Here is a 26,129-nt window from a genome sequence, read left to right as displayed (position 1 = left end):
GCGTCACGGCAACGTGGGCGCGGGCCCGCCCGGCAGCCCCGGCGGCCGCTGCGGGCCGAGGCCGCGGGTCGTCGCCCACCACCGCGCGTACGCGGCGACGGCGTCAGCGGCGACGGGCCGGATCCGGTCGTTCGGGTGGTGCTCGTCGCGGAGCCGGTAGCCGGCGGCGGTCCCGTCGTGGTGTTCGAGGACGCAGTCACGGCCCGGGTGGCGCCGGATGCGGTCGGTCACGCCGGGCAGCCGGCGCTCGTGCCAGTCCGCGGCGAGCGTCGGGGCGGCGGCCGGGTCGCGGTAGGCGGCGACCCACGTGGCCTGCAGGCCGAGCAGCAGCTCCACCACCTCGCCGTGCAGCATCCAGCACTCCGGCAGCGACTCGCGGGCGGCGTTGTGCCGGACCAGGATCCCGGTGACCCACTCGGCGAGGTCCTGCAGCATGACGGCGGCCCGGTCGGCGTCCACCTCGAACCAGCTCGGCGCGGCGGCAGGCCCGGCGCCTGCCGCGGGGCCGGTGGTCAGCCGCGTGCTCAGGGCGGTGACGTCGTCGGCGATGCCGGCCAGGTCCCGCACCGCGCCGATCACCGTCGCCAGCCGCCGCTCGACGTCGTCGAGGCGGCCCAGCAGCCGGGCGGTCTCGTCGTCGCTCACATGTACCACAGCGGCTTGCCGTCCTCGATGGTGACGTTGCCGCCGGCGGAGATCGGGACGGGCTCGCTGAACGGCTTCCAGTCCCGGGGCTCCAGGATGTCGAACGTGTAGTCGTAGCTGATCACCGCCTCGCCCTCGGTGACCGTCTTGACGGCCGCGAACCGCCCCGGCAGGGGCGACAGCGCCAGCTTCGGATAGCGGGTGATCCTCCACGTGATGTTCCGGGTGCTGGTGTACCGGTCACGCGCCGAGAACGGGCAGTCGTTGCCGCTCAGCAGGGCCGGGTCGACGTCGGGCCGGACGGTGGCCTGTTTCGCGCAGGCGTCGATGCGGGCCTTGACCTGCTTGTCGATCTCGGGGAGGAGGTCGTCGCGGAGCCGCGCGGCCGGCCGCACCGTGGTCTTCCCGGCGTCGCCGCCGACGGCCAGGCCGACCGGGTCCGCGGTGTAGATCGGGTCGCCGTCGTAGGTGAAGGTGTACATCCCGGGCGGCGCCCACACGGTGGCGGTGACCGGCGAGTCGCCGACCTTCTGCTCGGGGTGCGCGGTCACGGTGGCGGCGGCGACCCGCACCTCGGGCAGCTGCTCGCCGTCGACGACGATCTCCCAGCCGGGCGGGTGGAAGATCCGCCAGCCGGTGAACCAGCCGTCCCGGCCCAGGCCGACCGTGTCGGTGAAGGTCTTCCCGCCGACCTCGTACGTGACGTCGACGCCGGCCCGGTCCCGGTCCGGCAGCTGGGCCAGCTGCTCGTCGGTGGCGGCGCCGATCCGCACCTCCTTGATGGTCAGGCCTGTCGGCGGCGCGTACCCGGACGCCAGGGCGCCGGGTTCGCACAGCGGCCCCTGGGAGCACCCGGCCAGCGACGCGGCGGCGCCGGCGTCCTTCCTGGCGAGGGCGTCGAAGTACGCCCGGACGACCTGTTCGGGCCGGTTGGCGATCCGGTCGGTCACGCTCGCGGCGAAGTACCCGCCGACCAGCACGAGCACGGCGACCCCGGCGACGACGATCCGCCGCCGCAGCTTCGGCCGTTCCAGGTCCAATATGGACGGCGCCGGTGCGGGCGCCGCGGGCCGCGGGCCGGTGGCCAGGGGGCTGCCGCAGGTACGGCAGAAGCGGGCCGCCGGACCGACGGCCGCGCCGCAGTGCGGGCACACCGGCCCCGGCACCGCGACCGGCGCAACCGGCTCAACCGGCGAAGACGGCGCGACCGGCGAGGACGGCGCGACCGGCGAGGACGGCGCGGACGGCCCGGACGGCGAGGACGGGACGGGCGGATCGGGCAGGGTCACCGTGGCACCTCCGTGCCGGGCCGGGCGTCCCACGGCAGGTCGGCGAGCTGCCGGTACGGCTCCATCAGCCCCGCCGGCCGGGTCTCGACCAGCAGCGGCGCGTCAGAGCGGTAGAACAGCCACGCGTGCAGCGGCGGCAGCCGCTGGATCGCCTCGACGGGCAGCACCGGGCGGTACAGGCCGCTGACCGCGTGCTGCCTGCCGATGACGTCGTCGCCGGCCAGCCCGCCGCCGGGCCGCGGCCCGCGCAGCATCGCCGGGGTGGGTTCGCCGCCCGCGTAGTAGGTGACCTGCGGGTCGCGGAACTCGCCGGCCCAGCTGGAGATGTTGCGCAGGTCGTCGCCGTTGCTCATGCCGCCGTAGATGAGCTTCGCGGTGGTGGCGGCGAGGATGGCCTGCTGCTCGTCGGTGCCGTACCGGGCGCGCAGCTGGGCGAGGGACTGCACCGCCCACAGCGTGATGATGCCGCGGCCGCCGCCCTCGCTGACGAGGCTCGGCAGGCTGCGCAGCGGCGCGATGTTGGCGACCTCGTCCAGCGCCAGCAGCAGCGGGTCGGCGAGCCGCCCGCCGGGGCTGCGCGCGGCGAGCTCGGCGGCGCGCTGCGCGACGGAGTCGACGAGCCCGACGATCAGCGGCGCGATCGCGTCCTGGTGGTGTGACGGCCCGACGATGAACAGCGTCGAGGAGGTCGCCAGGAAATGGTCGAGGTCCAGGTCGGTGACGGCGGTCGAGGCGAGGACCGTCGGCTCGGCGGTCGCGTCGAGGCAGTTGCGGGCCACGGAGAAGAAGCTGCCGCGCTCGCGTTCCCCGATCAGCTCGATCGCCTGCAGGTCGTCGCCCCAGCCGGCGGCGGCGCCGTCCGTGTGCCGCAGGATGTCCGCCGGGGTACGCACGTCCTGCTGCGCCAGCCACCGGCGGACCTGGGCGAGGTCGGCGCCGGCGACGGCCGCGGCGTGGAAGACGCCGCGCAGGATGACCGCGGCGCCGGTCCGCCAGTGCTCGCCGTCGGTGACGCCACGGGCGGCGACGCCGGTCATCGCCGCGACCCGCCGGTAGCAGACCGCCGGATCCGCGCAGCCCGCGAGGGGCGACCAGCGCAGCCCGCCGACACCCGGCTCGGAGCCGAACGGGTCGTACACGTAGATCCGGCCGCCGCGGGCCGCGGCCAGCTGGGCCCGCCGGCCGCCGCAGAAGCGCAGCAGGTCGCCGCGGGTGGAGGTGGCGACGGCCGGCCCGGCCCAGCTCATCAGCGCCGGGATGATGAGGCCGGACGTCTTGCCGTACCGCGGCGGCCCGATGACACCGACGGAGTCCTCGGGACCGGACCAGCAGCGGCGCAGCCCGTCGCCGGGGTCGAGGCCGAGGTAGACCTGCCGGCGGGGCTCGACGGTGAACGGTGGCAGCGGCATCGGCTGGGTCATCGTGGTCACCGGTCCCGGTCGACGGTCGAGGACGGCGCCCAGCCCGGCAGCCCGCGCAGCATCGGTTGGCGGCTGCTCAGCGGGTACCCGCGACCGGGTTGCTCGAGGGCCTCCAGCCGCAGCTCGGTCGGCGGGTGGGTGGCCAGGATCGCCGCGTCCCAGCCGGACCGCTGACCGTCGAACGAGTGCCGCAGGTAGGTCAGCGCCTGGTAGAGCCCGGCGCCGTAGCCGGCCCGGGCGGCGGCCGCGTCGGCCCGGAACTCCGCGGCGCGCCACGTGCCGGCCTGCACGGGGATCACGAAGTACCGGGTGGTGGCGATCACCGACCAGAACAGGAACCGGATCATGTAGTGCAGCGGGCGGTTCCGCACCGTGCGCAGCAGCCGGGTCGCCAGCTCGTACAGCAGGTAGAGCGGCAGCGTGACGCCCTTGGCCCAGGCGAGCGCGATGGCGTCGCCGTCGCGCCAGTGCGCCAGCTCGTGCGCGATGACGCCGCTGACCTGGTCGCGGTCGTGGTCGAGCTGCTCCAGCAGGCCCTGGTTGACGACGATGTGCCGGATGCCCGCCGCGGCGTTCGCCTCGCGGCGGTCGTCGATCAGGATCCGCGGCACGGTGCGCAGCCCGAGCCGCGCCGCCGCCTCGTGCACCATCGGCATGAGCCACTCCTCCTCGCGCCGGGACAGCCGCCGCGCCCCGGACACCCGCAGCCGCACCGCCTCCGTGGCCGTGGACCAGGCCACGTAGAGCGCGCCGACGAAGACCGCGACCAGCACCTGACCGATCGCGAACGACACGGGCCACAGGGCGTCGGCCTGGTACATGCGCCGCCACGGCTCCGCGAACGCCAGCCAGCCGAGGGTCCAGCCGCCGTTGACCGCGCCGAGGATCCCGCCGATGATGCCGCCGATCTGCGCGCTCGCGGTCGGCAGCAGCTCCCCGGCGCTCATCGGCAGCGGCAGCACCCACTGCAGCACCCTGTCGACCCGCGCGACGACCTGCGGCCCGGCGAACGACCCGTTGAACAGCCCGACGATCCCGCCGACGAACGCCCCGACCGCCGCCATCATGACCGTGAACGGCACGTTGAACCACGCGCCGAAGATGCCGGCCGCGGTGCCGCGCAGGTTGCGCACGACGACCGCGCCGAGCCACGCCCGCACTCCCGGCCCCCGCCCGAGCGGCCCGGCCGGCACGAACGACCGCTCCACCGGCGGCCGCTGCTCCGGCACCACCGGCGGCGCCGGCACCACCGGCGGCTGGACGGCCGGCGGATGCGCGAGCGGCGGCCGCTGCCGCGGAATCGTCGGCGGTGCCGGCTGCGGTGCCTGCTGCGGTGCCGGCTGCGGTGCCGGCTGCGGTGCCGGCTGCGGCGTCGTGGCGGGCGGCACCGGCGCGCCGCAGCGCGGGCAGCTCGCGGCCCCGGCGGGCAGCAACAGCCCACACTGATCGCAATACATGTCGATCGCCCCCGTCGTCGACTGTAGTGATACACGTAACGGCATCGATGCGCCAGCTACACAGCGGTACGATGCGGGCACGAAGCGCGGATCCCGGGGGGATGCCATGTCCGACTTCTCAACCGCCCGAGGGCTCGAGCCCTTCGAGTGGAACCACGACGAAGCCGTCCGCTACGAGGTGGCGATCGAGCTCATCGGTGAGGCCACGGCCTGCTGCACGGCGCTCATCGACCGGGCCCGCGCGACCGGCGACGAGGACGGGGCGCAGCGGCTCCGGGCGGAGCGGTCCAGATGCGCCGCGGACCGTCGAGAGCTGAGCTCCACGGACCACGACGGCATCGCGCGCGCGTCGCACGACTACGCGCAGCTGATCCGCGAGCTGCGGGAGCGTCTCGGTTGACCGGGCCGGTCGACCCGCGCCGGCACCTGCTGACCGACGAGGAGTCCCGGCGGATCTTCGTCGAGGACATCGTCCCGGACGAGCTGGCCCACGGCGTGCCGCAGGCCGAGCCGACGGTGATATTCGTCGCCGGCCAGCCCGGCGCGGGCAAGACCAGGACCACCGAGATGGTGCGGCGCCGGCTCGGCGAGCGGGGCGCGGTGGTGGTCAACTCCGACTTCTACGAGCCCGACCATCCGCGATATCAGCGGTTGGACCCTCCGGCCACCGCCGACGCGGTCGCCGCCGAACGCGCCCGCCCCTGGACCGCCGAGGAGGCGGCGGCCTTCACCGCGACGGTGCGGCGGCTCGCGGACCGCGCAGGACCGGAATGGCACGAGGAGCTCGCCGGCATCGGCCGCCTTGCCGAACCCCTGGCCGAACCCCTGGCCGGTCCCCTTGCCGAGCCCCCGGCCGAGCCCGTTGCCGAGCCTTCTGCCGAGCCCTCCGCCGAGGCCGGCGTGGGAGCGCCGGAAGCGGCGTCCGGTGGCGGACCCGCGGCGGGAGCCGGGACGCAGGCGCCCCGGCCGCGCCTGAGCCCCGAGACGCTCGGCGGCGTCCGCCGGGCCGCCGAGGCGGTCAGGCAGGCGCGGCAGACCGTCGAGGCCCCGTCGCCAGCCGACGACGAGCCCGGGGCGCCGGCGCCCGACGCCCGGCGGACGGACGCCGAGGCCGGGCGATGACGGAGGGGGAAGGTCCCGTGTGGCTGACGGTGGTGCGGCACGGGCAGAGCGAGGCGAACGCCGCGTTCGCGGTGGCCGAGGCGGCCGGGCTGCTCGACAGCGGGGTCAGCGGGCCGGACGACCGGATCGCGTTGACCGGGCTCGGGCGGGAGCAGGCGGCGGCGATCGGGCGGTGGCTGGCCACCGCGGACCCCGGGCAGCGGCCGGAGGTCGTGGTGTGCTCGCCGTACGTGCGCGCGGTGCAGACCTGGCGGGTCGCCCGCTCGGTGGCCGCGGCGCACGGCGTGGCGCTGCCCGACGCGACCCTCGACGAGCGGCTCGGCGACCGGCGGATGGGTGAGCTCCAGCTGCTCACCGGCGCCGCGGTCCGGGCCCGCTTCCCCGCGGAGGCGGCCCGGCGCGAGGCCGCCGGCGAGTTCGGCTACCGGCCGCCGGGCGGGGAGTCCTTCCACGACATCGCCGCGCGGGTGTCGGGTGTTCTCGCCGACCTGGAGCGCGACCATCCGGGGCGGCGCACGTGGGTGGTCGCGCACGACGCGATCGTCCTCGTGCTCCGGTTCCTCCTGGAAGGTCTCACCGTCGAGCAGGTCACCGCCGTCATGGCCGGCGGGCCGGTCCTCAACGGCTCCATCACGCAGTTCGACAACACCGGCGGCGCGCGGCGGTTGCTGCGGTACAACGCCGTCGACCACCTCACCGAGGCAGGGGGCACCCCGTGACCACACCCGAACCCGACGCCGACGCGGTGCTCGCCCGCCTCACCCCGGGACCGTACGACCCCGACGCCAACGAGGAGTTCGAGCTCACCCGGCGGTTGCTGCTGCAGGTCCTCGGCGTCCACTCCGCCCGGATCTGGGACCTCGAGCACGCCGACCCGCGGGACCCCGAGGCCCTGGCCGCGGCGCTCGCCGCGCAGGCGGAGACGGCCCGGCTGGTGCGGACCCTCGACCCCGGCGACCGGGCCCGCGTCGCGGAGGTCCAGGCGGCGAGCGCCGCCTTCCTGCGCGAGGCCCGGGCGCGGTGACCGTCCCCCCGCCCTCGCAGCTTCCCGAGGAGATGAACGAGGAGATCTTCCGCACCAGGATCGTCCCGGCGTTCCTCGCCGGCCCGCCGTCGAGGGACCACCCGGTGGCCGTCATCGTCGGCGGGCAGACCGGCGCCGGGAAGACCGAGATGACCAAGATGGTCAGGCGGGCGCTGGGCGGGCCGGGCGAGTACACCAACATCGACATGGACCTCTACAACCCGATGCACCCCGGCTTCACCCGCTGGCAGGCCGAGGACCCGGCCACCGCGAGCGCCAAGGTGCGCCCCGACGGCGAGCTGTGGTGGGCGAAGGCCCAGCGGTACGCCGTCGAGAACCGCCAGAACGTGGTGCTGGAGTCCGCGATGCGGGACCCGTCGGAGTTCGAGGACATCGCGGCCGCCTTCCGCGCCGGGGGCTACCGGGTCGAGGTGGCCCTGGCCGCCGTCCCGCCCGCGCTGAGCCGGCTCGGCGTCCTGTCCCGCTACCACGACGAGGTCGAGCGGTCAGGGCAGGGCCGGTACGTCTCCCCCGCCGGCCACGACGCGTGCGCCGAGGGGGTGCTCCGCGGCGCGGCCGCTGTCGACGCGGGTGGTCTCGCCGACGCCGCGTTCGCGTTCCGCCGCTCGGGCGAGGCCGTCTACGCCAACCACGCGGGCGCGGACGGCGGGTGGCAGGCGCCGGCGGGCCTCGCGGCGGCCGTCGAGCAGGAGCGGACGCGGCCCTGGACGGAGCCGGAGCGGGCCGCGTACCGGCGGGCCATGGCCGGGGAACGGGCCCGCAGCGGGCAGGAGTGGGGGCCCGAGCTCGACGACATCGACCGCCTGGCCGGGCCGCTGCTGCGCGACGACACCCGCGGCGCCGGGCCACCGGCGGACGCCGCACCGCAGCGGGCGCTCGACACCGCGGACGCCGGACCGGCGCGGACGTCCGACACCGCGGACGCCGTACCGGCGCGGCCGTCCGACGTGGCGGAACCCGCGCCGGAGCAGGGCGTCGACGACGCCGATCCCACCGGGCAGCGGGCCCTGGACGATGCCGTCGGACGCATCCGGCTGGCCCGGGCGGCGCTCGACCGGATCCAGGCCCACGCACAGGACCTCGACCGGCCGCGACCCGAGCCCGGCCCCGGCGCCGAGCCGCCGGGGCCCGCCCCCGAACGTGCGGCCGAGCCCGGCTGACGCGGCGCCGCCGAGCCGCTCAGGGGCAGCTGATGGAGATGACGACCTGGCGGTTGAGCTGGTCGTACTTCGGGTCCGGCGGGGCGGTCGGGTTGGGGTGCGGACCCCAGCCCATGCCCTTCGCGGTCATCGGGTTGTGCACGCCGAGCGAGACCAGCTCCTGCTTCACCCGGTCGGCGCGGCGCTGCGACAGGTCGCCCTTGCCGTAGTGCGCGACGAAGCCCTGGATCTCCACGACGGCGCGGGAGTTGGCGGTGAGGAAGCCGGCGAGGCCCTTGAGGACGTTGCGGGCCGCGTCCGGGTTGCGGAACTCGGCCTGGTCGGGGATGAAGCCGACCTCGCCGTCGTCCGGCAGGGTCGAGTTGGCGTTGCACTCCAGCAGGATCGCCCCGGCCGGGAAGGCCACGACGCCGACCGGCGGGTTGGACTGGACCGCGGCGCTGGTGTTGGGGTCGGGCAGGACGACGGGGTCCTTCACGCCGGCGGCGATGACGATCTCGCGCCACAGGTCGCGCAGGAAGTTGCGGTTGCGGTCGTCGAGCGGGGCCTGCGGCGCGGCCGTGTAGCCGATCCCGGACAGGATCACCGTGCGGCCGGTGAGGTCCGGCAGCAGCTTGTCGCGGTGCAACGCGTCGGCGATGACCTGCGGCTTCTTCGCCGGGAGGTTGCTGGTGCGCAGGTCCATCGGGTCGGTCGTCTGCACGCCGGAGTCGATGAGCACGACGGTGCCGCCCTGCCCGGCGGCGCCGGCGGCGACGCTGAGCGCGCCGAGCACGTTGGCCTCCGGCTCGACCGCCTTGGCCGCGGTCGTGAGCAGCTCCCCGACGCCTTTGAGGAACTCGGCCTGCTCGATGTCCGAGTTCTGCTTGGTCTTGGCCGTGGGCGCGAACACCCGGTCGCCGGCGACGCTGGGCCGGCCGTCGACCCGGACGACCGTGATCTTGCCGCAGCCCTGCATCGTCTCCGCGATGAGCTTGCGGACCTCGGCCGACATCGCCGGCGCCGGGCTGTTGGCGCGGGCGCCGACCGCGATGGCCAGCCCGGCGTGGGCGGGCTTCGGGCACGTGAACGTGGACTCCTCGCCCATGACGGCCTTGCGGAGCTCGCCGCAGCCGGCGGTGACGGTCATGCCGAGCGTTGCGCACATCGCCAGCGCGGCGAGTCGCAGGGACCTGGGTAGCCTCATGGCCGTCTGCTGACGGACCGCATCCCCGCGTCCGTCAGAACAGCCCATGGCGACCACCGAGGACACGACGTACCCAGCCCTGCTGCGGCGCGACGACGAGCTGCGGGGCCGGCGCGACGGTGAGCAGCGGATTCCGGCGCTGTCCGAGGTCCGCCGCCTGACGCAGGACAGCGGCGGGCAGGTGACCGTCGGCTATCAGAAGAAACTGCTGGCGGACAGCGACGGCGAGATCCACGCCCTCTACCCGATGTTCCAGCGCACCGGCCGCGAGGCCGCGCAGCAGCTCGCGCAGCTCGCCGGGCACATCGTGGAGGCGCGCGACGACCTGCGGCGCCGGCAGGAGGACGTCACCGCCGCCGGTGCCGCGCTCACCGACGACGAGCTGCGCCCCCGCAACCCGGAGGAGCAGACCTGGGACCAGCGGATGCTGCGCGACCGGCGCGAGGTGGCCCGGTCCCGGCGGATCAAGCTGGCGCAGGAGGCCGCCGACGCCGCCCGTGACCTGCTGCGGCAGCGGCGCGCCCAGCACGCCGACGCGGCGCGGCGCCGGGACGAGGCGCTCGCCGCGTTCGTCGTGCAGGCCCGCCGGATCGCGGAGCTCTACCACCGGCGCATCGCGACCTACCTCGACGCGCTGGCCCGCAACCACCCGGACGGCAAGACCCTCTACCCGCTGCTGACCGTGTCCGAGGTCCCGCTCCCCGCGTGGGTGCGTGACCTGGGCCCGACCGACGACCCGTCCCGAGAGCTGGAGCAAGCGTGAAGCACTGGCAGGAGTGGCTGCGATCCGTGAAGCTCGCGCGGATCGGCCGTCAGCTGACGAAACTCAACAAGCCCCGGGTGCTGCCGATGACCGGCGAGGCGGAGCTGCGCACGCGGGTGGAGCGGCTGGTCCACAGCGGGCGCCAGCGCAACGACCCGGCCACCATCGAGGCGATCGGCCAGGTCATCGAGTCGCACATCATCGAGCTGCAGGTCGGGATCGACCGGCAGCGCAAGGCCGAGGACGTCGAGCTGGGGAAGCTGGAGGCGAAGCTCGGCGGGTTGCGCGCGCAGTGGAAGGACGAGTCGGACCGCCTGGACGAGGCGATCAACCTGCTGGCCTACCAGCGTCGCGGTGCGATGCGGGAGGTCGAGGACCGGGACACGTCGATGCCGGCCGGGTCCGACGGCGTCGAGGAGGACGGCTACCAGCACGGCAACGTCGGCGAGTTCGCCGGGCGGAACTGGGGCGGCCGGATCATCCTCTACGCCGTGCTGATCCTGGCGATGGTCGCGGACCTCATCACGTTCCGCCAGGTCGTCGAGCGGCTGACCGACGACACCATGGTGCTGCCGCTGGTGGTCGCGCTGACCGGGGCGACGACGTACGTCGCGCACCTGGCCGGCACCTTCTTCAAGAAGAACCGGCTGCGCCGGCGGCGGCTCAGCCAGAGCCTCGGCGGCTGGTCGCTCACCGGGACGTGGGCGGGGATGGGCATCGGCGCGTTCCTCGTCCGGATCTTCGCCCCGGCCCCGGTCGCCGTCAGCGCCGTGGACGCCTTCATCGCCTCGGGCACCGCGACCGCCGCCGACGACAAGGCGCTGCTGAACGCCTCGATGATGGGCCTGCTGTACCTGCTGACGGGCGCGATCGCCCTCGCCGCCGGATACCTGGGGCCCCGGTCGGAGATCGAGCAGTTCAAGCGGGCGGACCGCAAGATCCGCCGGCGGGGGCCGCGGCTGTCCGGGCTCCGGCGGGACGCCGCCGAGGCCGACGCGCTGCACACCGAGCTGACCGCGCTGCGGGCGGCCCGCGTCGACCAGTACACCGAGGAGATCCAGCGCTCGAAGGCGGCGGCGATGCGGCTGAAGGCCGAGGTGGTCGTCATCGCCCGCAGCCTCCTGCACGACGGCGAGCAGGGCTGGTTCCGGCGGCTCGTCGGCGGTCGCGGCGCGTCGGCGGACCCGATCCCCGGCGAGTTCAAGGTCGAGACCCCGCTGGAGACCGAGCCGGCCGGGCCGGGCGCCGGCAAGCGGGACAAGGGCACCGCCAAGGTGTATCCGACGACCCGCTGGGACGGCGGCGCGACCTACTCGGGCAAGCGGGGCTACGACGACCGGGGCGGGACCGTGTACCACCCCCGGCGGCCCGCGGACGACGAGCCGACGGTGGCCGTCAACCGCCTCGACGACGAGGCCACGGTGCACATCCACTACCCGGACGACGAGGGCCGGGGCTCGCACCGCGCGGACTGAGCCGCGGACTGAGCCACGGGCAGGGGCGGCGGCCGGTCTCAGCGGACCGGCCGCCGCCAGCTCACGGACTCGACCGAATACCCGTACGCCGCGAGGGTGGCCTCCACCGCCCGCTTGGTGTCCGGGTTGTTCGGCACGCCCACCCACCACGCGTGGCCGTCCGGCGACGTCTCGATCTGGATCGGCGGCTCGGCCGGCTCGCAGTCCACATAGGACGCGTAACGCTCCCGCGCGAGCGGGGTCTGCAGGCGCAGCCGCTGGTTGGCGGAGCCGCGCCAGATGAGCTTCGTCGGGGCCGTGGCCACGTACCGGCCGGTGACCAGGACGTCGGCGAGCGCGGCCGTGCGGCGCTGCGCCGCGTCGAGCTCCGGCGGCTCGTAGCCGGTGTAGAGCATGACGTCGAACGCCGCCGCGGCGGCCGTGCGCAGGTCCTGCACCCCGCGCAGCAGGTCGCCGAGCGGCTCCGCCTGCTCCAGCGGCTCGCCGCCGCTGATGGTGATCCCGTCCGCGCCGGCGTCGATCGCCCGGCGCACGTCGCGCAGCAGGGCCCCGACGCCGACCTCGAGCCCGGCGCCGGGATCCCAGGTGTCCTTCGCGATGCAGCCCGGGCACCGCAGGGGGCAGCCCTGCACCCACACGCCGAGCCGGACGCCGGGGCCGAGCGCCGTGACCGGGAAGTGCGAGCGGGTGACCCGCAGGGTGGCGCTCACGCCGCCGCACCGTCCTCGACCGGCTCCGGCCCGGCCGCCGGCACCGGCGCGGGTTCCGGAGCCGGTGTGGGCTCCGGCGCCGGCCGGGGTGCCGGAAGGGCGGTGCGGCGGTTCCGGCGGCGCATCACGGCCTCGGTGAAGGTCGGGTCGGCGACCGCTTCGATGAGGCCCTGGTAGTAGGCGTCCTCGGCGGCGAGGTACGCGTGCTGGATGGCCAGCTCCCGGTCCGGTTCCGGCGCCGGGGGCTCCTCGTCGGGCTCGTCGCCGATCCCGCCCCGCATCGGGCCGACCGTGGTGGCCCGGTAGTCGCCGTTGATGCGTGTCCCCATCCGCTGGCTCAGGTGGACGGTCCGGTTGCGCATCTGCCGGCTCCGCGCGAACGCCTGCTGGAACGGGTGCCGCTGGGCGAGCCCGAGGATGTACGCCATCGCGCACGCCAGGAACAGCACGACGTCGAACACGACGATGAGCGTCGCCGGGGTGAGGCCGAGCGCCGCGGAGCGGGACGCGCCGACGATCCCGCCGTCGGCGGTGACGCCGTGGTCGAACAGCCGCGCCGCGAGCAGGCCGAAGCCGAGGATGATCGCCAGGGTCGGCACCAGGAGCAGGAACGTCAGCGCGCCCATGACCCGGTCGTAGCCGGTCGCGTGCCGGTTGCGGAAGAGCTGGCCGGACACCAGCGGCCCGACGATCGTCAGGCCCGCCATCGCGAGCGTCATCAGCAGCGTCGTCGTGCCGCCCAGCCCGGTGACCGGCAGGTACGTCTCCGTGACGTAGTGCTCGATCTCGAAGACCACGGCCGTCAGGAAGAGCACGATGAGCACCCGCCAGATCAGCGGCATCGGCGGCGCCTCCCCCTCCCACACCGGATGGTCGAGCGGCGGCAGGTTCAGGGCGTCGGCGTTGATGTTGCGCCGGTGCAGGAACGCGCGCAGCGAGTCGTCCTCGCCGAGCTGGTCGCGGGCGGCGACGCGGGCCATCCGGTCCCGGGCCGCGCGCATGGTGCGGTCCGAGTCCCGCACCACCAGGTGCAGGTCGGCGAGGCGCGCGTCGGTCAGCTTCTGCCGGTCGCGGTGCTCGTGCACGGCGGACTGGCACTGGTGCCGCAGGCCCAGCACGTACTCGGGGTCCAGCACCGCGTCCGGCGGGTCGTTGTCGTGGCCGAACGACCAGCCGTCGAAGAGGTACTTCCGGCCGTCCGCCTGCCCTTGCCGGCGGGCCTCCTCGGCGAGACGCCCGGCGTTGACCCGCGGGTCGACGGCCGGCTCGGGCAACGGCAGCAGCAGACCCGCGTCGGGGTCACGGAACACCGCGAACGCCTGCCGGAGCCGGCGCGCCAGGAGCTGGAGTGGGTTCACCTGTCCGTCACTTTCTTTGATGGAGGCACGTACGTGTCACCACAGTTCTGGCGGACCGGAAATGCCGCGGCTCGATGACGGGAGGTGGGGGCGGCGCATGACTGAGCCTGAGCGGGCGGGCGGCCTCGCTGAGACACTGCTCGACGCGGGGAGGGTCCGGCGGTTCCCGCCACGCGCGCCGCGCGACGACGCCGACCTGGCCGTGACACTGCTGGACGAGGGCCGCGAGTGGCCCGACGCGGCCGCGGACGCGCTCGACTGGCCCGGCGGTGGCCTGCCGGACGCGCTCGCCGCGCGGTACGAGCTGATCCGCCCCCTCGACGGTCCGTCCAGCCAGGCCGACCTGTTCCTGGTCAGGGAGCGCGGCAGCGGCGCCGAGCGGGTGATCAAGCACTACCGCGCCGCCCACCGCCCGCACCCTGACCTGGTCGCGTTCCTGACCGCTCCGCAGGACCACGTCGTGCGGTGCCGCGAGTTCGGGCCCGGCTACGAGGTGATGGACCACGTCCCGGGCGGCAGCGTGCTCGGCTACCGCGACACGCACCCGGGCGGCTTCGACTTCCCCGCCCTGCACGCGGTCGCGCAGCAGGTCTCGGCGGCCCTCCAGAGCCTGCACCGGCGGGGGCTGGTGCACCGGGACGTGAAGCCGGCCAACCTCCTGCTCGGCCCCGGCCCCGGCGACCCGCTCGACGTCACGCTCGTCGACTTCGGCCTGGCCGGTCCGCCCGGACAGATCCCGCTGGACGATCGGATCAACCTCGCCTACCAGGCGCCCGAGTCGATCCTCGTCGACGAGGTCGCCGAGGCGGCCGACTGGTGGGCACTCGGCATGACGATGCTCGAACTGGCCTCCGGCCAGCACCCGTTCGCCTACCTGCCGCAGGCCGTGATCCGCAGGCACTTCGGACGGGCGCGCACCGTCGACGTGGGTGGTGTGCCCGACGGCCCGCCGTCGGGCAACTCCGGGCGCCACGACCGGGTCCGCATGCTCTGCCAGGGCCTGCTGTGCTCCGACCCCTCCCAGCGCTGGGGCCGGGACCAGGTCGCGCAGTGGCTCGTCGGCGAGGACCCGCAGCTGCCGCCGACCGCGGCGACGTGGCCCGCGACGACCGCCCCGGACGTGCCGGACGCGGCGAACCCCTTCGTGTTCAACGACGGCGAGTACCGCTCACGGGCCGACCTCGCGCAGGCGATGGCAACCGCCTGGAACCACTCGGTCGAGGTGCTCTTCACCCACGACGGCGCCCTCGACCGGCTGCTGGAGTGGCTGGAGCAGTTCACCGACGCCGAGGCGGAACAGACCCGCCGGGTCGTCGACGGGGTGCGGCTGGAGACCGCAGAGACCGCGGAGCCCGGCGACGTGCGGCTCCTGCGCGTCCTGCGGGCGCTCGACCCGACCCGCCCGGCGACCTTCCGCAACCGTGTCGTCGCCCGGGTTCCGCTGGCGGACCTCACGGAGCTGGTGTTCAGGAACGAAGGCAACTCCGTGTCGGTGCTGGGCCAGCTGTGGAACCACAACCTGCTGCCGCTCTTCGACACCGCGACGCCGATCGAGCACGACCCCGACCAGCGGGAGAGCGGCATGCAGGCGCTCGCCGACCTCGACCGGGACTGGCGCGAGGAGTGGCGCAGGTGGGGTGACCAGGTCGCCACCGTGCACGACGAGGAGGCCCGCGCGTACCTGGCGCGCCCCGAGATCGAGAGGCAGGCCCTGGCGCTCGCCCTGCGGGCGGTGCTACGCCGCCCCGCCGACCTCGACGCCGCCCGCCGGCTCGTCCGCGAGACCGACGCCGGGCTGCCCGCGCCGATGCCTTGGTTCAGCGGGCTCGCCGCCCGGCCGGACCGGGTCTGGATGGCGTTCCTGTTGCGTGCCCACGCGAGCACCCGGGCGCAGACCGCGGCGGACGCGATCGAGGCCGAGCGGCTCCACAATGCCGCGCTGCACATGAGCGCGAGCTTCCGGGAGTGGTCCCGGCGGCAGAACCGGCCGGCCGCGCTCGGCTGGGCCGTCGGCGGGGTCTGCCTCATCGCCGTCCTGTGGGTCGCGCTCATCGTCGCCGCGGACGCCGCGAACCGGGCCGGCGACGTCGCCGTCGGGCTCGCCTGGGTCGCCGCCGCCGTCTGTCTCGCCGTGTCCCTGGTCGCCGAGTGCCTCCTCGCGGCGGAGATCGGCGGACGGTTCCACGTCCGGTACTCCATCCCGGGCGCCGGGGCCATCGCGCTGCGCCCGGTCGGCCGGTGGATGCAGCGTTCGTCGCTGGCCGCCGCCGGCGTCATCCTGCTGGGCCTCGCCGCCGTCGGGCTGTTCGCAATACAGCTGCCGCAGGCCGTCGCCGTGTGCACCACCGCCGCGCATCTCGTCTGGGTCGTGCGGCGCGGTCAGGCGTGGCGGCGCCAGATCGAGGACGAGGACCGCCGCGTCGCGCAGGAAGAGCTGAACAACCCGTCCATCCCTGGCATTCGAGTCGGAACGATCTGAGGAGCGGATACATGAGTGGTGGAGAGATCGTGGTCGCCCCGGCGGTGATGGTGATCGGGCCCGCCGTCGCCGCCGCCGCGCTGGTCGTCATCGGCGCGGCCGTGGCCACCGCCCTGGTGATCAAGGCGGCGCAGGCCGGCACCGAAGCGGGCGGGCGCGCCCTGGAGCAGTTCGGCGAGGAGATGGCGCGGGCCGCCGACGCGCAGGACGACCGGGAGATGCGCAGCCGGCTGTGGGGTCTGGCCGCCGCGGCGGTCGTGCAGGCCAACAAGGAGGTGCGCCTGCTGTCGGCGCGTGCCGCCCGGGCGGGGGTCCGGGTGCCGATGCCCTCGCCGTACGACCTGACCGGCCGCAGCCTGGCCGACGTCCGCGGCTGGGTGGCCCGGGTCCAGGGGGAGCTGGCGGTGGCCCGGGCCGCCGTCGAGCGCGCCGAGACCGACCGCGAGCAGCGGACCCTGCTCTCGCAGCTGCCCGCGCCGGCCGGCACCTCGCTGACCGCCGCGGAGCTGCTGTCGCGGTACCAGAGCGTCCTGGACCGCCGCCGGGCGCTGCGCGAGGAGCAGCGCGGGCGGACGACGGCACCGGTGCCGGTGGCGCCCAGCGCCGATCAGCACCGCGTCCAGGCCGAGATCGAGGCGATCCTGGGCCGCCTGTCCGCCGAGGCGAACGCGACGGACCGGGAGCAGGCGCTGCGGCTGGCCGCCATCACCGCGTCCCAGCGGGACCCCGGCATGAGCAGCACGTTCGTCGAGGCCCTCGCCGAGACCGTGGACACCGAGATCAACCCGCGGGTCGCCCGCCGCGAGGAGGCCGCCCGCCTGCTGGTCGCGCTGGAGGAGCCGCTGGTCACCGACGTGATCGCGAAGACCGCGACGGTGCCGCAGTGCGCGCGTTCGATCGAACGGCTGCGGGCCGTGGTCGCCGGCGACGCCGACCTGACCGCCGCCGACCGCCGCGACGCCGACAGCACCCTCGCCTGGGTGCAGCGGGAGGTCGACCGCCTCCGGTTGCTGGAGGCCCTCGCGGCGACGTTCACCGGCCTCGGCTACTCGGTCAGCACCGGGATGGAGGTCAACCACACCGCGGCGCTGTCCGTGGCGCGCGGCTCGTGGAACGCGGAGCACAGCGCCGACGTCTGGGTCGACGAGCAGGGCCAGGTGCGCTGGCAGATGGCCGAGCTGCGGGCCGGCGCGAGCGCCGAGGCGACCCGCTGCGGCGACCTCAACGAGAGCATGCGCGAGGCCGGTGAGGCCCTCGCCGCGCAGGGTTTCGACGCGACCGTGCAGGTGCCGGCGACGCTGCGCAAGCCGGTCCGGCGGTGGGACCAGACGATCCCGCGGCGCCGGTCCGGCGACGAGTCCGCACCCAAGTACCGCACCGTCGACGGCTCTGAGAGGTAGTCATGACACTGCAGGTCTCCACCCGCAAGCAGTCGGCGTTCCTGCCGGGCTATCCGTCGTTCGCGCAGGAGCTCGCCGGGACCCTCGCCGCGCACTCCCAGTACGTCCTGTACGGCAACATCCGCGACCTCTACATGGTCCCGGACCAGACCGGCCGGGCGCCCGACGGGGTGCGGCCCGAGCCGCTGCTGGAGGTGCTGTGGCGGGCGCTGCGGCCGTCCGGGTACCGCTGCCTCATCGTCTCGGACCAGGTCGACGGGATCACCGTGTACCCGCCCAACGACGCCGACGCCCGCGCGGCCGCCGACCAGCTGCTCGGCCGGACCATGGTCGGCCGGAAGCAGACCCTGGAGCGGCTGCGCACCTGCATGGCCCGCGTCGTCGGCGGTTCGGAGCCGCCGCCGATCAACGCCGACGCGATCCAGGCGGAGCAGAAGAAGGACGAGACGCCCGACGGCGGGTCGAAGCACGTGCGGGCCGCGTTCGTCATCGACTACGCGGCCCGCATCCCCCGCAGCCCGACCGGGCTGGAGAGCGAGGAACGCGACTTCTTCCTGTTCGCGCAGAAGCTCGCGGCGACCGCGGTCACCCGGCACGGCGGGCCGCCGGAGCGCACCATCGACCTGTTCAACCCGGTCATCTGGCTGAGCGAGGGGGAACGGGACCTGCCGGCCTGGCTGGCGATGGGGATGGAGCGGGTGCGCACCATCGCGCTGGCCAACCCGGGGCTGTCCGACCGGACGACGGCCGCCCGGTTCTTCGCGCCGATCGTCACCAGAAGCGTGCCGGCCGCGGACGATCCGGACGTCAACCGCTTCGCCAAGCGCACCGACGACATGACGGTGCACGCGATGCGGGAGATCGCGCGGCTCGCCGCCGACCGGGCGATCCCGCTCGCGCAGATCGACGACGCGATCCGGATCTACAAGATCGGCGTGGACGAGAACCCGTGGCGGCAGGACACCATCCGGGAGCAGATCCTGCTCGGCGAGCGCGAGATCCCGCAGCGGATCTTCGGCCAGGCCGCCGCGGTCACCAAGGCGTTCGACATCCTCAAGCGCGCCGCGCTGGGCCTGTCGGGCGCGCAGGCGGCCAGCTCCGCGAACCGGCCGCGGGGCATCCTGTTCCTCGCCGGCCCGACCGGTGTCGGCAAGACCGAGCTGGCCAAGCAGATCGCGACGATCCTGTTCGGCGACCCGGACGCGTACCTGCGCTTCGACATGTCCGAGTTCTCCGCGAGCCACGCCGCGGACCGGCTCACCGGGGCGCCGCCCGGGTACGTCGGTTTCGAGGCGGGCGGCGAGCTCACCGGCGCGATCCGGCGCAAGCCGTTCTCGGTGGTGCTGTTCGACGAGTTCGAGAAGGCGAACTCGCAGATCTTCGACAAGTTCCTGCAGATCCTCGACGACGGCCGGCTCACCGACGGGCAGGGCACCACCACCTACTTCACCGAGTGCATGCTGATCTTCACCTCGAACCTCGGCATCTACCGCGACATCCCCGGCACCAACGAGAAGGAGCAGCTGGTCTTTCCGGGCACCCCGCACGAGGAGGTGGAGCGGATCGTCCTGGCCGCGATCAAGGACCACTTCACGGTCCGGCTCGGCCGGCCGGAGCTGCTCAACCGCTTCGGCGACAACATCGTCGTCTTCGACTTCATCAACGCCGAGACGGCCCGCGGCATCCTGCGCCAGCAGCTCGGCAACGTCCAGCGCCGGCTGGACCGCGAGAACGGCATCGACCTGCGCTTCGACACCGAGGCGCTGGGCCGGCTCGACGGCTGGTGCACCAGCTCGGAGACCCTCGCCAACGGCGGCCGCGGCGTCGGCAGCGAGGTGGAGAGCAAGCTGATCAACCCGCTCGCCCGCTACCTGTTCGACGAGCAGGTCAGGTGGGGCACCGTGACCGTCAGCGACATCAAGGCGGACAACGGCGTGGTCACGCTGATCGCGAGGCACGACCGGTGAGCGCCGGCGACCAGCTGTGGTGCCGCGTCGACGGACAGTTGCACCCGGCAGAGCACCTGTACTGCCCCGTCCATACCTCGGTCGAGCTGACGGACCCGCCCGCGGCGGACGGCAGCGCGGCGCGGCCGCACGAGCAGTTGATGTGCCCCCTGGACGGGGAGTTGTACTCGGCCGATCACCTGTACTGCCCCGTCCACCACGGGACCGAGCTGGTGCCGCCGCAGGCAACGGCGGAGAACGAGGACAGCGAGGACGGCCCCGCCGGCGACGACAGCGAGCCGGACCGGGCCCGCACCGTCTGCTGGAAGTGCGGCACCCACGCCGTGGACGCCACCAACGTCACGTGCGCGCGGTGCCACGAGTCGCTGGTGCCGCCGGCGCTGGTCATCGAGTTCCCGGACGGCCCGGTGGTGCTGACCGCCCCGGGCATGTCCGCCGACCTGGGCCGGGCCGGCACGCACCGGCACGTCTTCGCGCGCTACCCCAACGTGTCCCGCTGGCACGCCACGGTCAACGTCGACACCCAGGGCGACGCCTGGATCACACCCAACCCCGCCGCGCCGAACGGCACCTTCGTCAACGACCAGGAGATCGTGCACCGTACCCCGCTGACACCCGCCGACCGGCTCCGCTTCGCCACCGACGAGGGCCGGCACCTCGGCCCGGTCAGCGACCGGATCCGGCAGCCGCGCCGCGAGCCGGAGCCCGCACCCGGGTCGTGACGGTCACATCCGGCGGGACGGTATGGATTGACCGTTCTTGTTAGGGTTTCCCGGCGGTGTACGGAGAGTGGGTGGACCATGGCGGACGACTACGCCCAGCGGATCGACGAGGCGCAGCGGCAGCTGGCCGCGCTCCGGGCTGACCTGCCATCCGCCGGGAAACAGCACAGCCAGGCCGCCGACCCCGGGACGGCACCGGCCGAGGCGACCGGCCGGGCCGGTGACGGTGCCGTCGAGGCCGTCGCCGAAGGCGGGCGGCTGCGGACCGTCACCCTCGCCCCGCAGGTCATGCGGCTCGGCGACGACGAGCTCGGCGAGCTGCTCGCCGAGGCGGTCAACCAGGCGCTGCGGAGTTCGCGGGCGCTGCTGCTCGCGGGAGCTGGCGCGGGCGGTGGTGCCGACGCGCCGTCCCTGGCGGCGCTGGAGACGAGCGTCGAGCAGGTGCGCGACCAGGGTGAGCGCGCGATGTACGAGATCCAGGGCGCGCTGAACCGCGCGATCGCGAGGGTCGGCGACCGCACCGGCCTCGGCGGCGACACCGGCGGGCAGGGCCTGGAGCAGCTCCTGGCGGCGCTCGGCGGGACGCTCCGGGCCGCCCGGCACAAGACCGGCGAGACCGGCGAGCCGCCGCCGCGGGACGGGCACACGGGCGCCGACGAGGACGGGCACGTCTCCGCGCGGGTCGACGACGGCGGCACGGTCACCGGGTTCGCGTTCGGGCCGCGGGCGGCCAGGCTGCCGTCCGCCGACCTGGCCGGGCACACCGTCACCGCGGTCAACGCCGCGCTCGCCGCCGCCGGCACCGAAGCGGCGGCCCGCAGCGCCGAGGAGCTCGCCGACCTGCGCCGGCGGGTCGGTGAGCTGCGCGAGGCGAGCGTGACCCAGATGACGCAGCTGACCACGTCGCTGACCGGGATCATGTCGAGGATCAGGGAGCCGTGAGCCGATGCCGTCCGACCGTGTCGAGATCGACCCCGAGGGGATCATGCGCTCCGGTGACGGGATCATGACCGCCGCCGACGTGATCAACCGGGAGATCACCGCGTTCCAGGGTGAGCTGGCCGCGTACGGGGAGCCGTGGGGCACCGACGACATCGGCTCGCTGATCGGGATGGTGTACGGCGTGATCTCCGACCTCGCGTTCGAGACGTACACCGGCAACACCGAGGAGATCCAGCAGATCGGCGCGACGGCCCGCCAGATGGGCCAGAACTACGCCGACAACGAGGCCGCCACCGGCTCCGACATCAACGCCTACAAGCGGATGCTGGGCGGCTGAGGCATGGGACTGCAACTTCCCGGCGAGCTGGTCTCGCTGCTGGGCATGCTCGGGTACAGCTGGCCCGAGGCCGACGAGACGAAGCTGTTCGAGCTGGGCGGCGCGTGGATGGCGTTCCCGGACCGGATCACCAGCGGCATCGCCGACGCCGACGCCGCGGCGCAACGGGTCTGGTCCGACAACAAGGACCAGGCCGTCGAGGCGTTCCGAGCCACGTGGCAGGAGGGGGACTCGGCCCGCGCGAACCTGGAGGACGGCGCGACCGCGGCCCACCTCATCGGCGCAGGCCTGATGATCTGCGCCGGCATCGTGCTCGCGTTGAAGATCAACGTGATCGTGCAGCTGGTCCTGCTCGCGATCGAGATCGCGCAGGCCGTCGCGACCGCGATCGCCACCTTCGGCGCGTCGCTGCTGGAGATCCCGATCTTCAAGATGATCACGCAGTTCGTCATCGACCAGCTGATCGACCTCGCGCTGAACGCGGTGCTGGGTGGTTAGACGCAGCCGGGGCGGCAGCGGCAGCGGCGTCTTCACGCCGGTCGAGAAGTGGCTGAGGGCGAGGCTGCGGCACCCGCGCTACCAGCACGTCTTCCGCGGGCACGTGATCCGCAAGCCGCAGGGGCTGCGCGGCTCCGGCTACCACCACCGGCACAACGGCTGGAACCCTCCCGGTGCCAGGGTCCGGCGGGACGCCGACGGGATGGAGATCGTCCTGGAGCGCAACCCGTCCGGGACCTACCGGGCCCGGGTCGACGTCCAGGCGGCCGACGGCACCTGGCACCCGAAGGACGGCTCGAGCACGTTCTTCCCCGACAGCTGGCACCCGCAGCGTGTCGAGGACACGATCAAGGACGCCTTCGCCAACCGTACGCCGCACCCGACGAGCCCGAGGCGGTGGCGCGGGACGTCCGACGGCCTGGAGATCGAGGGCAGCTACGATAACTTCCCGACGACCACGTCGTGGAACTCGGCCTGGCCGATCAACTGAGGACAGGTGGGCACCCATGCGCGACCGGATCGCCTTCAGCCGTGACCAGCACGGCTCGCCGTCGGCCAAGACCGACACCGGCTACTTCAACCTCCTCGCCGGCCAGCTGATCAGCGACATCGTCAACTACGCGCCCGACCTCGTGCAGCTGCTGGAGAAGATCGAGCGGGTCCGCGCCGGCGAGTCCCCCGCCGAGTCCTACGAGGGCAACTCGTCGCTGTTCCTCGCCACGCCCGACGGCGTGCGGATCTCCGAGCTCGACTACGAGGACGAGTCGGCCACCTACACGTTCGACGAGGCCCGCGCCGCGATCCTGCAGTACCTGGACTTCCTGGCCCCGTCCGCCGCGGCGAAGCAGGAAGCCGTCGCCCGCTGGGAGAGCGAGTCGGGCCGCCCGTACACGGGCGGCCTGACCTGAGCCGGCTACTTCGGCGTCGTCGGTGAGTCCAGCCAGGTGTTGATGAGCGCGGTGAAGTCCTTGCCGGTCTGCTTGTTGACGAAGGCGATGAACGACGCCCGGTCCTGACTGGTGCCGCGGTGCTGCCGCGCCCACTCGCGGGCGAGCGCGAAGAACGCGTCGTCGCCCAGCTGCTTGTGGATCTGGTGCAGCATCAGCGCGGGGCACATGTAGACGTTGCTCTCCGCGAAGTTCTCGGCCTTCGGGTTCCCGGGCGGGCCGAGCCTGCCGCGCAGCCTGCCGTCGACGCCGCGGGCCCATTCCTCCCACTGCTTCGCCGTGATCTTGTCCCGCTCGTTGGCGTACAGGTGCTGGGCGTACGTCGCCCAGCCCTCGTTGAGCCACAGGTCCTTCCACGTGGCCGGCCCGACCGCGTCGCCGAACCACTGGTGGGCGTACTCGTGCAGCAGGTCGTCCTCGAAGTACTTCGCGAACTCGGCCGGCTTCGTCGTGCCGTAGTCGGGGGTGCCCATGGTGACCATCTGCTGGGTCTCCATGCCCGACTCCGACGGCACCATGACCACGCCGGCGCTGGCGAACGGATACGGGCCGAACCGCTGCTCCAGCCAGGCGAGCTGCTGCGGGCCCTTGCGCAGCGACGGCAGCAGCCGGTCGTCGACGCCCTGGCGGAACCAGTAGGTCAGCGGGATGCCGCGCGGCCCCGCCGCGGTCTCCTTCTGGTACCTGCCGACCGCCAGGGTCGTCAGGTAGGTCGCGACCGGATCCGCGGACGTGTAGCGGAAGGTGGTGCCCTCCTGGGGTTTCGCGGTCCCGGACGCCACCGCCGCCCACCCCTCGGGCACCGTGACGGCGATGTCGTACAGCGCCTTGTCCGAGGGCTGGTCGTTCGCCGGGTACCAGGTCGACGCGCCGTACGGCTCCTGCATCGTCCACAGCCCGCCGTCCTTGGTGACGGTCAGCCCGAGCGGCTCCGCGTCACCCCGGTGCGACGGCATCGGCACCGTGACCGGCGTCCCGTGGTACCGCACGACGACGGTGGCGAACGCGTCCTTCGCGACGGCGCCGGGCACCGTGAGGTCGTTGTCGGCGACGGTACCGGCGGCGGACACCCCGTCGAGGGTCACGCCGTCCACCGTGTACGCCTGCGAGAAGTCCAGCCGGACCGAGGTCAGGTCGCTCACCGCCCGGAGCCGGATGGTCGCCGTCCCGGTCAGCGTCTTCGTCTCCGGCGCCCACGACAGCTCCAGGCCGTAGTGCAGCACGTCGACCCCGGCGTTGCCGTAGGACGGGTAGAGCGGATCGGCGACGGGCGCGGACCTGCCGGCCGCCCAGCTCGTGTAGTCGGGCCCGGCGGGCGCCGAGCCGGCCGGGACGCCGGGGGTGGCGCCGGTGGCCGGGGCCGGGTCCGGTGAGCAGCCGGCGAGCAGCGCCAGCACGGGTACCACGAACAGGAGGGGTCGACGCACCGCGAGATCGTAATCAGCCCACCGGCCCGCCCGCTGTCCCGCGAGGTGACAGATCTGTGGAGGTTCGGTGACCGTCGCGCCCGTCAGGTGCCGACCCGTTCGACCACCGCCGGGCAGATCCCTCGGGGCACCGCGTCGGGCCGGTCGCCGCGCCGGCCGTACCAGAGCAGCATCCGCTCGATCGCGGGCGTTCCCCCGCGCCGGACCACCAGCCGGTCCGCCCCGCTCCCGCCGCCGACCTCGACGGTGGCGTCGCCGACGTACAGGCGGAGCCGGCCGTCGCGCTCCCACAGGACCGGGCCGTCGCGCGCCGCGTCGAGCAGCGCCGCCCAGTCCGCGTCGCCGGCGAGGACCTGCCAGTGCGCGGCCTTCGGCCACCGGCGCTGCCACGCCGCGTGCAGCCCGTCGGCCAGCCGCCGGGCGGTGGGCGCCGCCGAGAACTCGCGGTCCGCGTGTTCCATCGCGTGCAGCAGGTAGCGGCGCGCCTCGCCGAGCGCGGGCCGGCCGTCGAGCCGGACCCCGGCCTCGACACCGTCGAAGAGCCCGTGCGCGGCGTCGAAGTTGCTGGAGAACACCGCGCCGTGCCGGCCGTCGGCGACGGCGGCCTTGGCATGGGTACGGGAGTCCGCCGCGATCCGGACACCCAGCGCCGCGAGCGCCGCGGTGTCCGCCCGGTGCCCGGCGACGTTGTTGCGGGACCGCACCAGCAGCCTGACGTCCAGCGGGTGCGCGGTCATCGCCCGCCGCAGCGGCTCGAGCAGCATGTCCGGCCGGCTGCGCACGCCCTGCAGCGAGAACGTGGCGAGCAGCAGCTCGTGCCGGGCCAGCCCGATGATCTCGTGCAGCGCCCGCAGGACGCCGTGCTCGCCGCCGTCGGTCCACAGTGGACCGACCGGGCCGGGGGCCTCCGTCACGGTGACCGGGGACTCGGCGGGTGGGCGGACGCGCAGTGCGTACTCCGCGCCCGGCAATGCCTCCCACGTGCATCCGGCGTACCAGAGCCTGGTGAAGAACCGGCCCAGCCGCCGCACGTCGCCCGGGTCGGTCAGGACCACGCCGCTCTCACCGGTGGCGTCCCTGCCCCGCCCCGGCTGGTCGGCCAGCGCGCTCGTCTCCAGGTTGGCGCTCGACACCAGGGCCAGCTCGTCGTCGACGACGAGGAACTTCGCGTGGCACTGCTCGTGACCGCGCAGGGCGATGCCCCGGCGGGTCAGCCGGTCGAACTGCTTGTTCTGGGCCGCGACGTCGATGTCCGCCTCGGGGGCGTCGTCGAGCTCCGCGAGCCCGCGGCGCAGGGTCGCGTCGTCGAGGGCGGTGATCACGTACACGCCGCCGTGCAGCCGGTCGACGGCGCCGAGCAGCGCGTCGAAGATCTCCGGGTCGCCGATGCGGAAGCTGGCGAGGAAGATCTTGCGCCTGGCGCCGCGGATCAGGTCCACGGCCGCCCGGCGGATCGACCGGTCCGAACCCCGGTACGTGAAACGGTGCCGGTACGACGGATCCGTGTCCGGCGCGGCGGTGAACGGCACCGCGGTGACGGGACGGTCGAGGAAGAAGCCTTCGGGCGCCCGCAGCGCGCCGAGGTCCAGCCGGTCCGCGCTCCCGGGCAGGTCCGTCACGGGCTCCACGCCCGCGGAAAGGTCGGTCATGGCTCCGCGCCTCCGGGCAGGTCGGTCACGGGCTCCACGCCCGAGGACAGGTCGGTCACGGCCCGGCGGCTCCGGGCGGGTCGTCAGGGCTGCGCGCCGTCGGGCGGGTCGTCAGGGCTGCGCGCCGTCG

Annotated in this window: 25 protein-coding genes; 16 read left to right on the top strand and 9 right to left on the bottom strand. The window is 74.2% G+C overall.

Features of this window, described 5'->3' with window-relative positions; translation table 11 throughout:
- Nucleotides 1-3: 3 nt before the first annotated feature.
- Genes ACZ6TV_RS32150 through ACZ6TV_RS32135 form a run of 4 tightly spaced genes read right to left on the bottom strand, consistent with a single transcriptional unit; the run spans nucleotide 4 to nucleotide 4,788 of the window.
- The gene (locus ACZ6TV_RS32150; protein WP_465301050.1) at nucleotides 4-645 is read right to left on the bottom strand and encodes a hypothetical protein; all 642 of its coding nucleotides are present in this window, start codon (nucleotides 643-645) and stop codon (nucleotides 4-6) included.
- Nucleotides 642-1,934, bottom strand: coding sequence for a zinc ribbon domain-containing protein (locus ACZ6TV_RS32145; RefSeq protein ID WP_465301049.1), 1,293 nt, complete (start codon nucleotides 1,932-1,934; stop codon nucleotides 642-644). Before ACZ6TV_RS32145 ends, ACZ6TV_RS32150 begins: the two co-directional genes overlap by 4 nt.
- Nucleotides 1,931-3,355 (bottom strand): type IV secretory system conjugative DNA transfer family protein, encoded by a 1,425-nt coding sequence (locus tag ACZ6TV_RS32140; protein ID WP_465301048.1) that lies wholly within the window; start codon nucleotides 3,353-3,355, stop codon nucleotides 1,931-1,933. Before ACZ6TV_RS32140 ends, ACZ6TV_RS32145 begins: the two co-directional genes overlap by 4 nt.
- A 5-nt stretch (nucleotides 3,356-3,360) precedes the next feature.
- On the bottom strand, nucleotides 3,361-4,788 hold the full coding sequence (locus tag ACZ6TV_RS32135) for a M48 family metalloprotease (protein WP_465301047.1): 1,428 nt from the start codon (nucleotides 4,786-4,788) through the stop codon (nucleotides 3,361-3,363).
- A gap of 130 nt (nucleotides 4,789-4,918) precedes the next feature.
- On the opposite strand from ACZ6TV_RS32135, the gene ACZ6TV_RS32130 reads away from it, so the two are divergent.
- From ACZ6TV_RS32130 to ACZ6TV_RS32110, 5 genes are read left to right on the top strand one after another with little or no spacing between them, the layout of a single operon-like run.
- Nucleotides 4,919-5,212 (top strand): hypothetical protein, encoded by a 294-nt coding sequence (locus ACZ6TV_RS32130; RefSeq protein WP_465301046.1) that lies wholly within the window; start codon nucleotides 4,919-4,921, stop codon nucleotides 5,210-5,212.
- On the top strand, nucleotides 5,209-5,934 hold the full coding sequence (locus tag ACZ6TV_RS32125; RefSeq protein WP_465301045.1) for a zeta toxin family protein: 726 nt from the start codon (nucleotides 5,209-5,211) through the stop codon (nucleotides 5,932-5,934). Before ACZ6TV_RS32130 ends, ACZ6TV_RS32125 begins: the two co-directional genes overlap by 4 nt.
- Entirely contained in the window at nucleotides 5,931-6,653 is a 723-nt protein-coding gene (locus ACZ6TV_RS32120) for a histidine phosphatase family protein (protein WP_465301044.1), read from the top strand. The genes ACZ6TV_RS32125 and ACZ6TV_RS32120 overlap by 4 nt, the downstream gene beginning before the upstream one ends.
- A complete protein-coding gene (locus ACZ6TV_RS32115) occupies nucleotides 6,650-6,958 on the top strand; it encodes a hypothetical protein (protein ID WP_465301043.1) in 309 nt (102 codons plus the stop codon). Before ACZ6TV_RS32120 ends, ACZ6TV_RS32115 begins: the two co-directional genes overlap by 4 nt.
- On the top strand, nucleotides 6,955-8,139 hold the full coding sequence (locus ACZ6TV_RS32110; RefSeq protein ID WP_465301042.1) for a zeta toxin family protein: 1,185 nt from the start codon (nucleotides 6,955-6,957) through the stop codon (nucleotides 8,137-8,139). Before ACZ6TV_RS32115 ends, ACZ6TV_RS32110 begins: the two co-directional genes overlap by 4 nt.
- Nucleotides 8,140-8,158: 19 nt before the next feature.
- Here the strand turns inward: ACZ6TV_RS32110 and ACZ6TV_RS32105 are convergent, their stop codons facing one another.
- Nucleotides 8,159-9,325, bottom strand: a complete 1,167-nt coding sequence (locus ACZ6TV_RS32105; protein WP_465301041.1) for an OmpA family protein — start codon at nucleotides 9,323-9,325, stop codon at nucleotides 8,159-8,161.
- A gap of 46 nt (nucleotides 9,326-9,371) precedes the next feature.
- On the opposite strand from ACZ6TV_RS32105, the gene ACZ6TV_RS32100 reads away from it, so the two are divergent.
- Entirely contained in the window at nucleotides 9,372-10,088 is a 717-nt protein-coding gene (locus tag ACZ6TV_RS32100; RefSeq protein ID WP_465301040.1) for a hypothetical protein, read from the top strand.
- The gene (locus ACZ6TV_RS32095) at nucleotides 10,085-11,563 is read left to right on the top strand and encodes a hypothetical protein (protein WP_465301039.1); all 1,479 of its coding nucleotides are present in this window, start codon (nucleotides 10,085-10,087) and stop codon (nucleotides 11,561-11,563) included. Before ACZ6TV_RS32100 ends, ACZ6TV_RS32095 begins: the two co-directional genes overlap by 4 nt.
- A 38-nt stretch (nucleotides 11,564-11,601) precedes the next feature.
- Here ACZ6TV_RS32095 and ACZ6TV_RS32090 read toward each other — a convergent pair whose 3' ends face one another.
- Both ACZ6TV_RS32090 and ACZ6TV_RS32085 read right to left on the bottom strand, forming a co-directional pair.
- On the bottom strand, nucleotides 11,602-12,273 hold the full coding sequence (locus ACZ6TV_RS32090) for a 4Fe-4S single cluster domain-containing protein (RefSeq protein ID WP_465301038.1): 672 nt from the start codon (nucleotides 12,271-12,273) through the stop codon (nucleotides 11,602-11,604).
- Complete coding sequence (locus ACZ6TV_RS32085; protein ID WP_465301037.1) at nucleotides 12,270-13,631, bottom strand: hypothetical protein; 1,362 nt, start codon at nucleotides 13,629-13,631, stop codon at nucleotides 12,270-12,272. The genes ACZ6TV_RS32090 and ACZ6TV_RS32085 overlap by 4 nt, the downstream gene beginning before the upstream one ends.
- Nucleotides 13,632-13,728: 97 nt before the next feature.
- Between ACZ6TV_RS32085 and ACZ6TV_RS32080 the strand changes: the two genes are divergently transcribed.
- The 9 genes from ACZ6TV_RS32080 (at nucleotide 13,729) to ACZ6TV_RS32040 (ending at nucleotide 22,884) form a co-directional block, all read left to right on the top strand.
- A complete protein-coding gene (locus ACZ6TV_RS32080) occupies nucleotides 13,729-16,110 on the top strand; it encodes a protein kinase domain-containing protein (protein WP_465301036.1) in 2,382 nt (793 codons plus the stop codon).
- An 11-nt stretch (nucleotides 16,111-16,121) separates the two neighbouring features.
- Entirely contained in the window at nucleotides 16,122-17,510 is a 1,389-nt protein-coding gene (locus ACZ6TV_RS32075; protein WP_465301035.1) for a hypothetical protein, read from the top strand.
- A 2-nt stretch (nucleotides 17,511-17,512) separates the two neighbouring features.
- Nucleotides 17,513-19,477, top strand: a complete 1,965-nt coding sequence (locus tag ACZ6TV_RS32070; protein ID WP_465301034.1) for an AAA family ATPase — start codon at nucleotides 17,513-17,515, stop codon at nucleotides 19,475-19,477.
- Nucleotides 19,474-20,199, top strand: a complete 726-nt coding sequence (locus ACZ6TV_RS32065) for an FHA domain-containing protein (RefSeq protein ID WP_465301033.1) — start codon at nucleotides 19,474-19,476, stop codon at nucleotides 20,197-20,199. The genes ACZ6TV_RS32070 and ACZ6TV_RS32065 overlap by 4 nt, the downstream gene beginning before the upstream one ends.
- A gap of 78 nt (nucleotides 20,200-20,277) precedes the next feature.
- On the top strand, nucleotides 20,278-21,141 hold the full coding sequence (locus ACZ6TV_RS32060) for a YbaB/EbfC family nucleoid-associated protein (protein WP_465301032.1): 864 nt from the start codon (nucleotides 20,278-20,280) through the stop codon (nucleotides 21,139-21,141).
- Between the two features lie 4 nt (nucleotides 21,142-21,145).
- Nucleotides 21,146-21,478, top strand: a complete 333-nt coding sequence (locus tag ACZ6TV_RS32055; RefSeq protein ID WP_465301031.1) for a hypothetical protein — start codon at nucleotides 21,146-21,148, stop codon at nucleotides 21,476-21,478.
- A gap of 3 nt (nucleotides 21,479-21,481) precedes the next feature.
- Nucleotides 21,482-21,976 (top strand): WXG100-like domain-containing protein, encoded by a 495-nt coding sequence (locus tag ACZ6TV_RS32050; protein WP_465301030.1) that lies wholly within the window; start codon nucleotides 21,482-21,484, stop codon nucleotides 21,974-21,976.
- Entirely contained in the window at nucleotides 21,969-22,466 is a 498-nt protein-coding gene (locus tag ACZ6TV_RS32045; RefSeq protein WP_465301029.1) for an EndoU domain-containing protein, read from the top strand. The genes ACZ6TV_RS32050 and ACZ6TV_RS32045 overlap by 8 nt, the downstream gene beginning before the upstream one ends.
- A 16-nt stretch (nucleotides 22,467-22,482) precedes the next feature.
- The gene (locus ACZ6TV_RS32040) at nucleotides 22,483-22,884 is read left to right on the top strand and encodes a hypothetical protein (protein ID WP_465301028.1); all 402 of its coding nucleotides are present in this window, start codon (nucleotides 22,483-22,485) and stop codon (nucleotides 22,882-22,884) included.
- 5 nt (nucleotides 22,885-22,889) lie between these two features.
- On the opposite strand, the gene ACZ6TV_RS32035 is transcribed toward ACZ6TV_RS32040, so the two are convergent.
- Both ACZ6TV_RS32035 and ACZ6TV_RS32030 read right to left on the bottom strand, forming a co-directional pair.
- Nucleotides 22,890-24,350 (bottom strand): M1 family metallopeptidase, encoded by a 1,461-nt coding sequence (locus tag ACZ6TV_RS32035; protein WP_465301027.1) that lies wholly within the window; start codon nucleotides 24,348-24,350, stop codon nucleotides 22,890-22,892.
- An 83-nt stretch (nucleotides 24,351-24,433) separates the two neighbouring features.
- Nucleotides 24,434-25,999 (bottom strand): phospholipase D-like domain-containing protein, encoded by a 1,566-nt coding sequence (locus ACZ6TV_RS32030; protein WP_465301026.1) that lies wholly within the window; start codon nucleotides 25,997-25,999, stop codon nucleotides 24,434-24,436.
- Nucleotides 26,000-26,129: the final 130 nt, after the last annotated feature.

Source organism: Dactylosporangium sp. NPDC051087, from assembly GCF_055586325.1.
This window is presented reverse-complemented; position numbering and strand designations above follow the sequence as displayed.